Below are 15,108 nucleotides of genomic sequence, written 5' to 3' on the forward strand. Positions count from 1 at the left end.
TCTGGCAATTATTCCGCCTCTATACTTCCTGCCGACCAGTAAAGAAAGGTGCGGGCTTTGGCATACTTTGCCTGTAGGTTGTATAGTTTAACCTGCGCCTCCAGCAGTTTCAGTTCGCGTGAGTTCACCAGGAATAAAGAGCTTTCGCCGTTTTCGAAGCGGGTAACTTCGCCGTTGCGGAGGATGTTGGCATTTTCTACCATTTGCTGCTGCAGGCGTATCTGCTCTTCCAGGGCAAGCCATTCGTTGTAGGCAGCCAGCACGTTGTTCTCTATTTCTCTTGAGGCTTGTATCTGCTCCAGGGCATTGGTTTGTTGTTTGGCTTTTGTCAGCTGTAGCTTGCCTCGTTCCTGCCGCAGAAAAAGTGGGAGGCTGAAGCTAAGGCCCAGCTTATAGTTATCGCTCACGAACTGGTTATCCCACATTTCCGGCCTCATGTAAAAATCACTTTGCAGCAGGTTATACTCTACATTCAGTTTGGGCTTCAGCTTATCAGCGGCAAAGCGTTGCTCTATTTGCAGCTGCTCGCCCTTCAGGGTCAGTTTGCGCAGGTCTGGGTGGTTAGTTCTGGCTGTTTCCAGTAACTGTTTCAGGTCTGTTGCGGATAGAGTTGCCACCTCGCTGCCTGCTGCGGCGGGTGTCGTTTTTTCCTGTAACTCGAGCGGGGTTTCATTCTCAGCCCACAGGTGCGTGGCCACCATCAGGCGGGAGTTGTTGTAACCTAAAAGAGCCTCCTGCAGCAGCACCTGCCGGGTTTGTACTTCCGTAAGGGCCTCTACAGTATCAATAGCAGCCAGGTCGCCCTCCTGCGCGCGCGCTTTTACTGCCTTCAGCCTGAAGTCGGCCAGCCCCACCGATTCCTGGTATAGCTGCACCTGCTGGTAATAGAAAAGCCAGTCCCAGTAATCTTTGGTAGCCTGCAACAGCAGTTTGTTGATAAGCTTTACACGTTCTGCTTCGGCAATATCCTGCATCAGGCGGGCCTGCCGTATAGTAGCACGGCGTTCATCTATAAATAAACCCTGCCCAAGCGGCACCGATATACCTACCGAGCTTAGCCCATCGGGAGGAGTGGTGTTTTCCGGGTTTAGGTATTGGCCCTGGTTCTTCTCGAAACCAGCTTTTAGCTCAGGACCAAACCAGAGGGGCACGTACAGGGTGTTGTTCCAGAGGTTATAGTATTCTTTGCCGCCAAACTCCTTTCGGTATACTTTACTGGCGATAACCGGATCTAAAGTGCCGCGGGCAATACGCAGCTCCTGCCGGGCCTGCTCCGAAAGCAAAGCCGCCTGAGACGCCACCGGGTGGTGCTGTAGTATGATCTGGTGAAACTCCTGCAGTGTAAGCACTTTCTGTTCCTGCCCAAATACTAAAGCAGGTATAAAAAGCAGAAGCAGCAGAGTGAGGCTTTTGATATGGTTGATCTTATACATGCTCCTGGTTACTTCTTTTCAGAGGGTTTTGTAGCGTCCTTTGAGCCCGTTGTGGAAGTATAATCTGGCGGGAAGTTGTTGAGCTGGCGCCATAGTTCGTACCAGACAGGCACTGTGCTCAACATAGCCCAGCCATATACGCCGGAGCCCACCCGTAGCGGATCAGGCCAGGGCTCTTCTTCCGGATCTGGCACTACCAGCATACGGTACTTACTGTTGACCCCGGTATTATCTATTACAGCTACCTTGCCGCCAAAAGTACCGAAGCTTGCGCCGGGCCAACCAGAAAAAACAATGGTAGGCCAGCCTTCAAACTGCAGGCGCACCTCGTCTCCGGGTTTTATAAGGGGCAGGTCAAGGGCGTCAATATAAAGTTCGGCAGCCAGCTGCGGGTTGCGCGGCATAATGGTAGCCAGGGGTTCGCCTTCTTTTATAGTTTCGCCTATACCTGCTTTCAACGTCTGGACCACATAGCCATCCTGCGGGGCCACTATCTGGTAATACTGGCTTCTGATCTGTGTGCTGCTGTACTCATTCTGCAATTTGGCAACATCGGCCTGGGCAGTGTAAATGTAGGAACGGGTAGCGCTGAGCTCGGCCTCTGCCTTGGCAATTTTATCTCCGTACTCCGCCTGCAACGAGTTCAGTTCGGTGCGGGCGTTCTGCAGCTCGGCGCGGGTGGCGTTATACTTGTTTTCCAGCGAAAGCAGTTTTGCCTGGGCCTCCTGTAGTTTAAGGCGGCGTTGCTCCAGCTCTGTCAACGATTTAAGCCCTTGCTTGTACAGGTTTTCCTGGCGCCCGAACTGCGATTGCGCAATGGTTAGCTCAGTACGCTGTGCCACCACATCCATGCTGTCGCTCTGGAGTTTCAGGCGGTTCTGGGTTACTTTGTTACGTCCTTTTTGCAAACTGAACACAAGGCCCTCGCGCAAAGCTTTTATCTGCTCCTGCATGGCCTGTTCTTTGGCTTTATTAGCTTCTACGGCATCCTCTTTGGCATTTACCTGCTCTCCCAGGCGCGTAAGCAGGTTCGGGTCCATGTACTTTTCTTTTACCTCGGATAGGCTGGCAATGGTGTCGCCTTTCTTTACAAAAGCGCCTTCCAGTACGTGCCACTCTTCAATTCGGCCGGCTATAGTTGCCTCTACGGTCTGGGGTCTGTCCTGTGGCCTTAGTGCGGTAAGGGTGCCTTGCGAGCGGATGTTCTGCGTCCAGGGCAGGAAGAGCGACAGGATCAGCATAAGAAAGATACCACCAATCCAATAGCTGAGCGTGCGGCCCAGGTGTGGCGTCTGCACCTCCGACATCACCTCGAGCTGCTGCTTATCTGTATCGTCAAATACTTTTGGTTCAGGTGCCATAGGTTACGCTGTTACTTGGGTTAGTTCCTGTAAAACATTAAGGTGCTTTATCTCTTCATAGCTGCCGTTAGCTGCCAGATAGCCATCCTGTAGCACCAGTACGCGGTCGCAGAGCTGCATTACCTCCCTGTCGTTCGATACTATGATGATGGTCCAGGTAAACTGCGGACTGGTAAGCAGGTGCAGGAATTCTTCTTTCTCATTTTTAGCCATGCCGGCCCAGTAGTTGTCGATGATGAGAAGTTTAGGGCGCTGCACCAGGCTGCGGGCCATCACTATTTTGCGCGATACACTGGCCGGCAGGTGAAGACTGCCTCCGGTCAGGTAAGCGTGCAGCCCATCGGGTAGCGAGTGCACGAACCCTGTAAGCCCGGCTTCCTCAATAGCCCAAAGTATATCGCTCATGGGTAGTTCGCACCCTAAGGTGATGTTATCCAGTAGGGTACCGTCAAATACCTGTTCTTTTGAGATATTGTCGCCGATAAGGCTGCGGAGGTTACCCTTGTGCAGGTCGTGCAGCGAAATGCCATTGAAGGTCAGGCCGCCTTTGTAAGATGGCAGCAAACCAAGCAGAATGTTGATAAGCGTGGTTTTGCCCGAATTGTTAAATCCTGCAAGGCACACGTGCTCGGATGGTTGAATAGTAAAATTGATGTTCTGCAGCGCTACATTTCTGGAGTCACGGAATTTATAGCTAAGGTTCTTTGCCTGCAGGCTCAGCCCGCCGTTTATCGGAAGCTCGCTCAACTTTATACCTTCCATTTCTTCGGTAGGCAGATCTGTAACCTGGCCAATCTTGTCGAGGCTCGTCATCACATCGTACACCGTGTCCAGCTTGATCATGATCTTTTCTACTGCGCTCATGATCAGAATGATGATGATTTCAGAAGCCACGAACTGGCCGATGTTAATTTCCTGCTGCACTACCAGAATACACCCCAGCACCAGCAAGCCACCTGTGATAAATGTTTTGAAGCCAACAAAGCTGAAGTATTGCGTCATTAGTACTTTAAAATGCTCGCGGCGCACCTCCAGGTAGCTTTTTACATAGTTGTTGGTGCGCTCCATAGGCAGGTTGGTGTGGCCAACCAGTTTAAAAGTGCTCAGCGAGCGGGCCATCTCCTCGAGCCATGCCACCAGCTTATACTTGTACTTCGATTCTTTTATACTTGTATCAATGCCTTTATCGCCGGTAAGCCAGATAATAACCACCAGCACCAGCACCAATATCAGCCCCAAAAAGATAAAATAAGGGTGGTAAAAAGAGAGCAGGATAATTCCGAAAACGATCTGTATAACTGCCGTGGAAAAATCTACCAGTATTTTGGCGAGTCCTTTCTGCAGCGTTACCACATCAAAAAAGCGGTTCATGAGCTCCGGCGGGTAGTAATTCTGCAGTGCCTCCGGCTGAAAACGTGGCACGCGGTAAGCAAACTCAGAGGCCGTACGAACAAACAGGCGCTGCTGAATAAACTCTACCAGCCACAACTGCATCACCTGCAAACCGCCAACAATAAGCAGGGCCAGCACGATCAGGCTTATCAGTACCACCACCGAAACCGATACCTGTCCGCTCGACACGAAGCCGATTATACTTTGTATACCCAGCGGAATTACCAGCGTGATCAGACCTGCGGCAATGGCATACACATATAGGTACATAATTTCCCGGCGCTCTATGGAGAGCAGCTGCAGGAAACGTTGCATAGGAGTATACTTTTTGGTTTTGGTGCTCATACTTGCTGCTGTAAGGGTGTGTTTATGGCCGAAAAGATCAGGTGCTGCAGAAAAGCGGATGTTTCTGCCTCGGGTTGTCCGTGCCGCTGTATGTCGGTAAGGGAGGGCAGGTGCTGGGCAAAAAATACCTGCTGGTGAGCTGCCTCCAGTATAGTGCTTACGAGTGCGTGCGGGTAAGGGTAATCGGGTGCCAGCGCCAGCACCATATCGGCAATATGCCTGCAGAGGCGCTTGTACTCCATAAAATAACCTTCTTTGTTGTCGGCGTCTACGGCTTTTGTCAGGTATACTTTAGAGGCCTCGGCAACTACAATGCGGTGCAGTGCAGCTTCGTCTATGTGCGGGGTGGCCGGATCGTTTTTGTTTGATCTGCTGATAACCGATAATGCCCGGTTCAGGCACTCACGCGGGTCTGCGATGTTGTTTGTCTCGAAGGTAACACGGTAATCTACCCAGGCCCAGTACCACGACACCAGGTATACCAGCAGCTTGTGCTTGTTCTCGAAGTAGCGGTAAACCGACGCCTCTGTTGAGCCGATCTCTCTGGCCAGCTTTTTAAAAGTGAAATTCTCGAACCCCAGCTCATTTATAAGCTTTATACTTTCTGAAATGATCTTACGACCCAGTTCGGTGCTCTCCGGCTCGCGCAGGTACGACTGGTGGTTGAGATGCAGCTGCACGCATGTTGCCATTTTACTTCATCCTTCGTTGTTATTGCTAGAACAAGCTGAATTTGTAAATGTTTAGCGTTACTCCTGCAGATGGTAGTAATGCTATCATTTAAGTTAGTGTAGCTACTGGTTAAGCAGGTAAGCGGCGTTTAAATTAACCCGCACTCACAACAATAAACAATTAGACGTACCTTTGCATGTAGCGCCAGCCGTACGTAAAATATAGGCAGTGCAAACTATACTTTCGCAGCAACATGAAGTTTGAAGATTACCGCATATCCGACGAGATAAAGAATAGCCTGAGCAAATTGGGATTTAAGCGCCCTACCGATATCCAGTTTAAAGCCATTCCTCCTATTATGAAAGGCGAGGACGTGCTGGCCATTGCCCAGACCGGAACCGGAAAAACTGCTGCTTTCGCCATCCCAATCCTGGATAAGCTGCAATTTAGTAAGAACCGGCGCCGCGAAGATGGTATAAAATGCGTGGTAATGGTACCAACCCGTGAACTTGCTATCCAGATTACCGAAGTGTTTGAAGAAATAGGTCGAGGCACCCGAGTGAAAACATTCTGTGTATTTGGAGGGGTAGAGCAGGGGCCGCAAATAGCCAGGCTGGAAGCAGGTATAGATATTCTGGTAGCTACGCCAGGCCGGTTATTTGACCTTGTAAGCCAGGGGTATATTAAGCTCCACCGCATAGAAGTACTGGTACTGGACGAAGCTGACCACATGCTGGACCTGGGCTTTATTCACGATATCCGCCACCTGATAACCAAACTGCCACGCAACCGCCAGACATTATTCTTCTCAGCAACAATAAACGAGCAGATAAAGGAGCTGGCTTATTCTTTGGTGAATAAACCGGTTCGCATCCAGATATCACCTAAAGATCCAGTTTCTAAAAACGTGGACCACTCGGTGATGTATGTGGAAATGGATGATAAACGTTTCTTTTTAGAGCGTATCGTAAATCAGAACCCGGATAAAAAGATACTGGTATTTGTGCGCACCAAAGTACGTGCCGAGCGTGTGCAGAAAGCAATGGAGCGGGTAAATATTACTGCCGAAGTAATACACGGTGGCAAAGAGCAACAAGATCGTTTATCGGCAATGAAGCTGTTTAAGAAGGGTGATGTAAAGATGTTGATTGCGACGGATGTAAGTGCACGTGGTATTGATATCCCGAACGTAGATTATGTAGTGAATTATGACCTGCCTGACCAGCCCGAAAACTATGTGCACCGTGTAGGCCGTACGGGCCGCGGCACTGCCAAAGGTATAGCCGTAAGTTTTTGTGCACCCGAAGAAAAACCTATACTTGATGAAATACAGCACTACCTGACCAAAGACATAAAGGTAATTGAAGTAGAACGCGAAGACTACGAAGCCACTATAGATTTTAGTGCCGATGCCAAATATGACTGGAAAGCCCTGATGCAGGAAGCAGAGCAGGAAGACAAGCAGATAAAAGCCGCTAAAAGTAAAAAGGCCAAAGCAAAAGCTAAGAAAAAGAAGTAACTCCGGTTATACTTAAAAATGCCTGTACAAATGCAGTATTTGTACAGGCATTTTTATTTGATCAGGTTATTGAAATAAGTGCAATTTATACTTGTAAAACTTCTGTACTATTTCCTGATTTTGATTGCACTGGCTGAAATGAATTTCGTATAACAAAGTATAAACGCATGTGTAACGTGCAATATTTATTGCACCTAAATCGAAAGGAGTGTAAGATGAGACGCAGAAGATTGAATTCCCTTTCAGGACTATTTTTTAACACCGGAGAAAGGCGCGAGGTAACCGTAGATGACAGCTTTGGTTTCAGCAGGCAATTTGCCGATACTATTAACGAAGGTATGATGGAAGATGAACGGCTAGAACATAAGAGGGAGAGAGAAAAAAATATCCCGGTTCAAAATCCAGTTCATGACCCAGCTCTGAAATCAAACATAGGACCTGGTACAAGCCACACCACTGGCCAGACCTGCTTATAAGCTTACTTTAACCTGCCTCACTAACTAATCTGAATACAGAAAAGCTTCGTCCTGATGCTTGTTCTGCAAACCAAAAACCACCCTGTCGTAAGCCGAGTGGTTTTGGCTTTTTATACCTTCCCGTTATTATTCATTTCGATCAGCAGTTGCACAAAGCCATTTTCAAAGTGCTTACTTTCTTTCACGTTCAGCATTTTCTCGCTGGCAAACGGGGCAAACAGTGGAATGCCGTTACCAAGTATAATTGGTATGTAGGTAAGTATGATCTCGTCTATAAGGCCGGCATTAAGAAGCAGGGTATTTAATTGGCTGCCACCAATAAGCCAGATATCTTTGCCAGGCTGTTGTTTTAACTGTCTTACAAACTCCGCTGCATTGCTGCTTATAAAGTGTACAAACTCGTTATCGGGCTGCTGCGAGTGGGTAAACACATAATTTGTTTTGTCCGGGTAAGGGAAAGGCATATCAAAGCCAGCCACAACTTTATAGGTACTATGGCCCATCAAGGTTGTATCTATGGTCTTCATGAAACTACTGTACCCGAAGTCTTCCCCATCAATTTTGTATACTTCATTTTCGAGCCAGTCTATACCTCCGTCGGGGCGGGCAATGTAGCCATCCAGGCTGGCTGCAATGTAGAGTACTATTTTTCTCATAGTTAAGGTTGTTTTTAAATAAGTATAGTTTACGCAGCTGCTTCGGGTGTTGGCGGTATAGTTTTTACCAGTACTTTGTCTATCCTGCTGGCGTCCATGTCTATTACTTCCAGTTCATGGGTTCGCAAGGTAATAGTATCCCCGATTTTCGGGATTTTTGACAAAGTATAAAGTATAAACCCACCCAAAGTAGCGTAATGCTCCGGGTGGTCCTTTATAAGTTCGTATCCCAGTTCTCTGTTCAGTTCCCGCACCAATATAGCACCACTTACCAGGTACGAGCCATCCTCCCGGAGGTAGATGTCAGGTTCGCTGGTTTCATCTACATCGGGCAAATCGCCCATAATAGCTTCCATAATATCATGCAGGGTTATAATGCCTTCTACAGCGCCAAACTCATTTACTACCAGTGCCAGGTACTGCTTCTTTCGTTGGAAAAGTTTTAACGTTTGCATCGCATACATCGACTCCGAAACAAAGATTGGTTGTCTTAGCACGTCCGCTAAGGGTTTGCCCTGCTTTTCTACCTGCTCAAAATAATCTTTTACCGACAGCAAACCTATTGTATTATCGAGAGAGCCCTGGCACACCGGAAATTTAGTATGGGCACTCAGCATGATCCTCTCATGAAGTTCGGGAGCCGGATAATTTATGTCAAGCCACTCCACTTCCGTGCGATAGGTCATCAGGCTGCGGTTTCTTTGCTCGTACAGGTAAAACAGGTTATCGTGCAGGCGTTCTTCTTCTTTTTCAAGCACACCCTCACGACCTGCCACTTTAATTAAATGCCTTAATTCTTCTTCTGTAAGCGTTGCCCTGCTTTTGTTCTCTTTGATACCTAATAGTTTAATAGATAAGTTGGTAGAGCCGGACAACAGCTTTACCAACGGATAACTGAATTTTGTGAAGATCCTGATAATAGGTGCAACGACCAGTGCAATGCGTTCGGGGTTATTAAGGGCAATGGTTTTAGGTATAAGCTCGCCGATAACAATGGTGAAATAAGTGATCAGTCCAACTATAATCACAATGGAGATTTCCTCGGCATAAGGAGCCAATGGAGTTATACTTGCAACTACTGGCGTAAACCTCTCTGAGAGGGCAGCGCCACCATAAGCACCCGCCACTATACTTATCAGCGTTATACCCACCTGCACCGACGACAGGAAATTCTCCGGCTCATCAAGCAGTTTTAAAACATCTTTTGCATTACCGCTGCCCTTGGCTGCCTTTTGCTCTATTCTGTTACGCTTTACAGATACCAGTGCAATCTCAGACAGGGCAAAAAAACCATTGAGCAGTGTAAGTATAAAGATGATGATGATTTCCATAGTTGATCAGGCTGCCATGCCAGCAGGCTAGGTGCAGACTAAGTATAGGTCATAAAAAGGCTTAGTTCCCAACAGGTCAGGTAAAGTCTTTTACACTTTTATCGGTGCAGCCGTTGTACCCGATCAGCTGGTTAACCGGACAGTAACGGGTCATACCTGTCAGGATCGGGATAATGCCTAATGCTGCAAGTGGCTTTGTATTGTAGTAGGCACCTATACCTATTAGTGCTAATCCTGCCAGCACCCGAAGCTTCTGCTCTTTTAATCCAACATTACATTCCATAGTTTTCTGCTTTAAGGTTATAATTTATACTTACGGTGCAGTTACGGCTTTGTCTTGTTTCGCTTTACGTAAAGTCTTGATGTAGTCAATCAGGTTATCCATCTCATCATCTGAAATTACTTCCTCTTTAAAGCCAGGCATTACCCCAAGTCCCTTTCGGATCTGAATACGCATCAGGAAACCAGGTAATGGCTTATCATTAAATGACGGGCCGAGGCCTGCTTCCCCACCCGGATGGCATTTGGTGCAATAAGTATTAAAAACAACTTCGCCTTGTGCAATGGCAGGTTCAGAATCGGGTACAGGGGCAAAAGTTGGTTCACCGCGCTTTGCCGTACCACAGGCAGCTGCCAGCAACATAAAACCAGCAAGTATATAGATCGTCGTTTTCATAATTACAGGGGTTAGCGTGTTGTGCGGGTCACTTTCCAGAGTACTCCGGTACTTTTCTGTGGTATCACTTTTTTGCCTTCTATGCGCATAATGCCAAAATCAACAATGTATAAGGCTGTGCCATCCGGAGAGAATTTAGCAGAGACAGGTCTCTCCAGGCCACCATTTTTAAGAGCCGATGCAGGCGCATTTTTCTTGCCCTTATTTACAGCAAAATCTGAAACTATGCCATTTTCTACATTTACCCGGATAACTTTAAAGCCTACTGGGGCCATCACTTTGCCTACATTAGGAGCCATATCCCCAAACTGGGCAATAAATGCCTCGCCAGTGTATCCAAAAGATGCTGAGGTAGAGAAATCGAGGCCGTTAGACGAAGAGTGTACCCCTAGCGTGGCTGTAGGGCGTGGCGGTTTATTAGGATGATTGGCTAACACAGGTTTAGGTGCCTCTTTGCTGGGTGCTTCGAACCTGTCGCCATCAAATGCTAAGCCACCTGCAAAGTCGGGCCAGCCATACCATTGCCCTTGCTGCACCTGCCACAGGTAATCTCCAACACCCCACACCGGGCGGCTGCCGCGGTCGTCGTAGCCGTTGTCTGTTACAAACAAGCTGCCGTTTGGCGAGAAAGCTAATCCAAAAGGGTTCCGGAAACCCCATGCCATTAATTCCATGTTTCGGCCATCTGCAGCTACTCGAAGTACAGCGCCTGAGCAGGGTATTGCGCCTGGTATAACCTGACCTGCTTTGGCAGGAGTGCCATAAGACTGGTAAGCACCGGTCGTTTTACCTTCCTGCGTGTCAGGAGCTTTGCTTGTAAAGTTCTGGCCTGTAAGCGTAATGTCCTGGCAGGGGATATCATGAAAAGCAGGATTTCGTTTAAGCCACCCCATGTCATAGTTGTCTGGGCCTACAACACCCGAGTTGGTAGCAGTTCCGATACCAAAGTATAAATTCCCATCTGGGCCTATAGTTGGTCCGTTGGTATGATGATCGCCATAACTGGGCAGATTTTGTACAAGTGTTGTAACAGTGCCTTCTTTTGAGATCTGCAGAATTTTGCCACCTTCTTTCTGACCTCCTTCAGCTACATAGAAGTTCCCGTTATAATAGGCTACACCCGTCCAGGGCCCGTTAAGTGCGCCAGTTGCTACATTGGTTTTGCTGCCATCCTGGTCTATGCGGATCAGCTTCGGTTCCAGAAATTCCTCGCCATAGGAGTAACCGGCTTCTGTTACATAAACCTGTCCGTTCTCATCAAAAGCTACATCCGTAGGAAAAGTAAAGCCAGTAGCTACTGCCTCTGCTTTATAACCGGCAGGCAGCTCAATATCAGCTGCATTTATGGTTCTGGTATTGGAGAGTGTGCTATTTTCTCCGCCGCCATTGGAGGACCGCATCCGGTAACAACCTGTGGTCAGAAGTATCATCAATAAAAGTATAGCAGAGCGTACAGGTTGCATCATTTTGAATATAAACTTATTTTGTTAATATTTAAGTAATTATAGTTGGTACGGGTGCCTCATACTTTAGTTAGCCTTGCAGAATTCAGGAACAGGAACAAGTGTAGCAGTGCGCAGCAAAGCTTATTTGCCGGAGGCCATACTATGGTTGGTAGGGCTTTTTGTAATGGCTGTAATGCAGCCAGGGGAAGCTCACCTTTTCAGTTTTTGTCCTTTTAGTTATGTGCTGGAGTGGTGCCCGGGGTGTGGGTTAGGTCATGCTATAGCGTGGCTGGCCCGTGGAGAGTTAAAAGCGTCGTGGGAAGCACATCCGTTGGGGGTGCCAGCCGTGCTTTTATTGTGCTGGCGCAGTGGTCAGCTGTTGTTTTTATACTACAGGTATAATCGGCCATCAGTATAGAACTGGCAATTATGCTTATTAACTAAATTAATCTAAACAACCTATACTATGTCAAATATTCTGGAATTAATGCCCGAACTGGAGCCGGAAGAACTCCATTATGTACAGTCGCTGGTAAATGATATGTCTTTTGCCGAGACACAACAGTTTGCCAACATCTATCGGTCGCGCCGCAGAAAGCCGCAGGAGGTGCTTATACTAACTATAATAGGGTTCTTTTTGCTGGCAGGTTTACAGCGTTTTTATTTAGGCCAAATTGGAATGGGCCTGCTATATTTTTTTACAGGTGGTCTTTGCTTTGTAGGTACTATACTTGACTTGATTAACCATAAGCGCCTGACCTATGAATATAATGTAAAGGAGGCGCAAACTGTAAAAGCAATGCTGAGATTTTAATTTATAGTTTATACTTAAAAGCAAAAGCGCAGCAGGTGTATACTTGCTGCGCTTTTGTTTAATGAATAGTCTGGGCTACAGTTTTACAAGGTTTGTTTTAAAATTCTGTTGGCCATCAGTAATATGCACAATGTACAAACCTGCAGGTAAATTGCTTATGTGTAGTTCAACAGGCTGCTCAGATCCAAACTTTTGCATCCCTATCTTTCTGCCAACACGGTCATATATGGTGGCTGATGTGGCATTAAATGGTAGGTCTTTTATAAACACAGTCGCATTAGTAGTGGGGTTTGGGTATAGAACGGGAGTTCTTTCCGGTACCATCATCTCCGTGTTATGAACTATCTGGCTTACATCCTTTAATAGCCAGTTATCAGGGTCTAAGGTTATACTTAATACTTCGCCACTTACAGAGAGTAAATGCTTTTGTTTTGCCTGGCTTTGCGTTACACGAACTGTCTGTATTCCTGTTGTGGTCTGGATGCGGTAGGTTACATCCGTTCTAAAGAGCGTAGTTTTGCCTGTACCTGACTGGGTTGATTCTAATGCCAGGCGATTTTCTTCCTGGTTCCATTGTATGCTAAAGCTCGGGTAGCCTTCACCTTCGTACCATTGCTTAAAAAAGTAATCCAGTTCTTTACCGGTTGTTTCTTCCATTACCCGCTGCAAGTCAGCTGTAGTAGCTGTTTTACCTCTAAACTGTGTCTGGTAATTGCGCAGAGCCTGGAAGAAAAGCTCATCGTTGTTTATTTCATAGCGCAGCATATGCACAACAGCAGCCCCTTTTTTGTAAGTAAGTCTATAGTTAAAGATGCGGCCAACATTTGTGGTATCTGGAACACGCAGGCTACCTTGCAGGGCATCTTTTGCCCAGCTGTGCGCTTCTATTATCCAGTTACGGGCATTATCCGGCAAATCCATGTTCTCCCAGGCTAAATACTCTGCATAAGATGCAAACCCTTCATTCAACCATATATCCTGCCACGATGCACAGGTTACATTATTGCCAAACCACTGGTGTGCCAGCTCATGGGCTGTGAGAGTAGTTACAAATATACTTTGGGTTGTCATGGTCTGGTGCTCCATGCCGCCACCTATAGGCGCCATACTATGGCCATACTTTTCTTCAGCAAAAGGATAAAGCGTAAATAGGTTGGAAAAAATCTCGAGCAATGTTGCTGTTTTATCAATTTCAGCTTTATAAGCAGCCAATGCTCCTACTTTATACACATAGTTCACAATAGGAATTGGCTTAGTGGCCCCAACTGGGTTGGCAAACTGTACATACTCCTCATAATCTGAAACTGCTACTGATATAAGGTAATAATCTATCGGGTATTTGCTTTTCCATTCGTAACGAACTTTCCCGTTTGGCAGTGTTTCTGTTTTAGTAAGCACGCCGTTGGAGCCCACTTTATTTTCTGGGCTTGTGGTTACATAAACGTGTACAGAGTCGGCTTTATCGGTAAGTACCTGTTTAGTCGGCCACCATTCGTAAGCAGCATAAGGTTCGCTCAGGCTCCAGGTAACATAATTTCCCCATTGCACTTCCCGGGCTGTGTTAAATCCGTTGCCGATAGCTGCATTTCCGCTGTTTGGAGCATTACCTTTATACTTTACAACTGCTTTTATAGTACCGTTTGCTGCAACAGGAGCATTTAAGGTTACAGCTACATCGCTGCCATTTCGGGAAATATTAGTTTGCGCAGCACCATTTATAGTTATCGATTCGATCGTAAAGCTTTGATGAAGCTCGAAGGCATACACAGTTAAAGGTTTGGTTTTTACTTTAGCGTGTGTTGTTACACTGCCATCTATATAAACCGAGTTTCGCTCCAGTGCCAGGTCCAGCCCATAAAACGTAACATCATACATATTCATTAGCCGCATGTGCTCCGGGCTTGCTACTGCCTGTCGGGTAGCAGCTTGCAATCTGGTTTCAGCGCACGAATACTGGGCCTGCGTTTTTAAAAGGTCCTGAGCCTTACCGAAGTATTGTATGCCGAAGTATAAGAGTAGAAGCAGGTTTAATTTTTTCATAGGTAGGAGAAGAAGTAGCTTAAGTAAATAAGTAAGTATAAAATCACTATTGCACAGGTGTGACAGTGTAGCCCCGCTTACGAAGAAGCTCGAGCAAGCCATTTTCGCCGGTAAGATGCCCGGCACCCACCGCAAAAAATGTTGGCTCTATTCTGGCTTCACGCTCCATTACCGGAATCCAGCGTTTGTTTCTGTTTACAAGGAATGCCTGCTCATACAGGTGGTATTCTTCATTGTTATATTCCTTACGCGATAAGGCATCTAAGCCTGAAAGATCCTGCTGCAAGTATAGCTTTACCATAGTGCGGTAGGTCTGGCGGGCTTCTTCCATGTTATTTATCATTTTGGTAAGCATAGCAGCCTGTACATTAGCAGGCATTTCATCAATAGCACTAAGCTGCTCTCCTACAGTTTCCAGTCCTATTACCTCTTTGCCTTGCGTCTGGGCAATTTCCATCAGGCTTTGCTCATAAGATACAGCCTGGCATTCGGTAAGCTGCGACAGCAGCATGGAGTGCAGCATAAATGGCTTCATGCGCTCCAACTGGTCCAGGTTTATTTCCAGGGTCTGTTTAAAGTGGCTGGAAAGTAATTTATAGTCTGCCTCTGAAAAGAAGCTGCGAAGGGTAGTGCCACTCGGTAAAACAGCGGCCTGTTGCAACTCCGCCATAAAGTTAGGGGCATCCATATCAACCTCTAGCGACAAACGCTCTGCTTTACTCAGCTTTTCTTTTACTGCAGGAGATAAAAAATAATTTTCAGGGCAAATGGCGTGAATAGTACCAAATAAATAAGACGGCTGCTTTAGACCCTGTCCAGTAATTTCCCACAACAGGGCTTTGGGCTGATCTGCTGGTGCCTGTTCCTGTGCTAGAGCAGGTACTACCGCATTAACTATAACCAGTAACAATAATAAAATCGGGTGGATGTTTGATCTCTTCATAAGGA

At 46.8% G+C, this 15,108-nt stretch carries 15 protein-coding genes; 4 read left to right on the plus strand and 11 right to left on the minus strand.

The window, feature by feature from the left end:
- Nucleotides 1-8 precede the first annotated feature (8 nt).
- The 4 genes from MJ612_RS12615 to MJ612_RS12630 are packed head-to-tail and all read right to left on the minus strand — an operon-like array spanning nt 9 to nt 5,211.
- Complete coding sequence (locus MJ612_RS12615) at nt 9-1,433, minus strand: TolC family protein (protein ID WP_187031648.1); 1,425 nt, start codon at nt 1,431-1,433, stop codon at nt 9-11.
- Nucleotides 1,434-1,441: 8 nt separating this feature from the next.
- The gene (locus MJ612_RS12620; protein WP_187031646.1) at nt 1,442-2,794 is read right to left on the minus strand and encodes an HlyD family secretion protein; all 1,353 of its coding nucleotides are present in this window, start codon (nt 2,792-2,794) and stop codon (nt 1,442-1,444) included.
- 3 nt (nt 2,795-2,797) lie between these two features.
- Nucleotides 2,798-4,531 (minus strand): peptidase domain-containing ABC transporter, encoded by a 1,734-nt coding sequence (locus tag MJ612_RS12625; RefSeq protein ID WP_250419177.1) that lies wholly within the window; start codon nt 4,529-4,531, stop codon nt 2,798-2,800.
- Nucleotides 4,528-5,211: a TetR/AcrR family transcriptional regulator gene (locus MJ612_RS12630; protein WP_250419178.1), complete on the minus strand. Its 684-nt coding sequence runs from the start codon at nt 5,209-5,211 to the stop codon at nt 4,528-4,530. The genes MJ612_RS12625 and MJ612_RS12630 overlap by 4 nt, the downstream gene beginning before the upstream one ends.
- A 245-nt stretch (nt 5,212-5,456) precedes the next feature.
- On the opposite strand from MJ612_RS12630, the gene MJ612_RS12635 reads away from it, so the two are divergent.
- The gene (locus tag MJ612_RS12635; protein WP_187031643.1) at nt 5,457-6,722 is read left to right on the plus strand and encodes a DEAD/DEAH box helicase; all 1,266 of its coding nucleotides are present in this window, start codon (nt 5,457-5,459) and stop codon (nt 6,720-6,722) included.
- Between the two features lie 215 nt (nt 6,723-6,937).
- Nucleotides 6,938-7,198, plus strand: a complete 261-nt coding sequence (locus MJ612_RS12640) for a hypothetical protein (protein WP_187031641.1) — start codon at nt 6,938-6,940, stop codon at nt 7,196-7,198.
- A 110-nt stretch (nt 7,199-7,308) separates the two neighbouring features.
- Here the strand turns inward: MJ612_RS12640 and MJ612_RS12645 are convergent, their stop codons facing one another.
- From MJ612_RS12645 to MJ612_RS12665, 5 genes are all read right to left on the minus strand, one after another.
- Nucleotides 7,309-7,854, minus strand: coding sequence for a dihydrofolate reductase family protein (locus tag MJ612_RS12645; RefSeq protein ID WP_187031639.1), 546 nt, complete (start codon nt 7,852-7,854; stop codon nt 7,309-7,311).
- A 29-nt stretch (nt 7,855-7,883) separates the two neighbouring features.
- The gene (locus MJ612_RS12650) at nt 7,884-9,185 is read right to left on the minus strand and encodes a hemolysin family protein (RefSeq protein ID WP_187031637.1); all 1,302 of its coding nucleotides are present in this window, start codon (nt 9,183-9,185) and stop codon (nt 7,884-7,886) included.
- A gap of 76 nt (nt 9,186-9,261) precedes the next feature.
- A complete protein-coding gene (locus MJ612_RS12655) occupies nt 9,262-9,468 on the minus strand; it encodes a YgaP family membrane protein (protein WP_187031635.1) in 207 nt (68 codons plus the stop codon).
- Nucleotides 9,469-9,498: 30 nt separating this feature from the next.
- A complete protein-coding gene (locus MJ612_RS12660) occupies nt 9,499-9,861 on the minus strand; it encodes a c-type cytochrome (protein WP_187031633.1) in 363 nt (120 codons plus the stop codon).
- Between the two features lie 11 nt (nt 9,862-9,872).
- Complete coding sequence (locus tag MJ612_RS12665) at nt 9,873-11,327, minus strand: PQQ-dependent sugar dehydrogenase (protein WP_187031631.1); 1,455 nt, start codon at nt 11,325-11,327, stop codon at nt 9,873-9,875.
- Between the two features lie 73 nt (nt 11,328-11,400).
- Here MJ612_RS12665 and MJ612_RS12670 point away from each other — a divergent pair, with 73 nt between their 5' ends.
- Together MJ612_RS12670 and MJ612_RS12675 are read left to right on the plus strand one after the other, a co-directional pair.
- Nucleotides 11,401-11,724 carry a DUF2752 domain-containing protein gene (locus MJ612_RS12670; protein WP_250419179.1) on the plus strand — a complete coding sequence of 108 codons (324 nt, stop codon included), beginning with the start codon at nt 11,401-11,403 and terminating at the stop codon, nt 11,722-11,724.
- 48 nt (nt 11,725-11,772) lie between these two features.
- Nucleotides 11,773-12,120 (plus strand): TM2 domain-containing protein, encoded by a 348-nt coding sequence (locus MJ612_RS12675; protein WP_187031629.1) that lies wholly within the window; start codon nt 11,773-11,775, stop codon nt 12,118-12,120.
- A 75-nt stretch (nt 12,121-12,195) separates the two neighbouring features.
- Here MJ612_RS12675 and MJ612_RS12680 read toward each other — a convergent pair whose 3' ends face one another.
- Both MJ612_RS12680 and MJ612_RS12685 read right to left on the minus strand, forming a co-directional pair.
- Entirely contained in the window at nt 12,196-14,160 is a 1,965-nt protein-coding gene (locus MJ612_RS12680; RefSeq protein ID WP_187031627.1) for a M1 family aminopeptidase, read from the minus strand.
- Nucleotides 14,161-14,206: 46 nt separating this feature from the next.
- Entirely contained in the window at nt 14,207-15,103 is an 897-nt protein-coding gene (locus tag MJ612_RS12685; protein ID WP_187031625.1) for a TraB/GumN family protein, read from the minus strand.
- Nucleotides 15,104-15,108 lie beyond the last annotated feature (5 nt).

Origin of the sequence: Pontibacter deserti (genome assembly GCF_023630255.1) — a bacterium.
In the GTDB taxonomy this organism is placed as follows: Bacteria; Bacteroidota; Bacteroidia; order Cytophagales; family Hymenobacteraceae; genus Pontibacter; species Pontibacter deserti.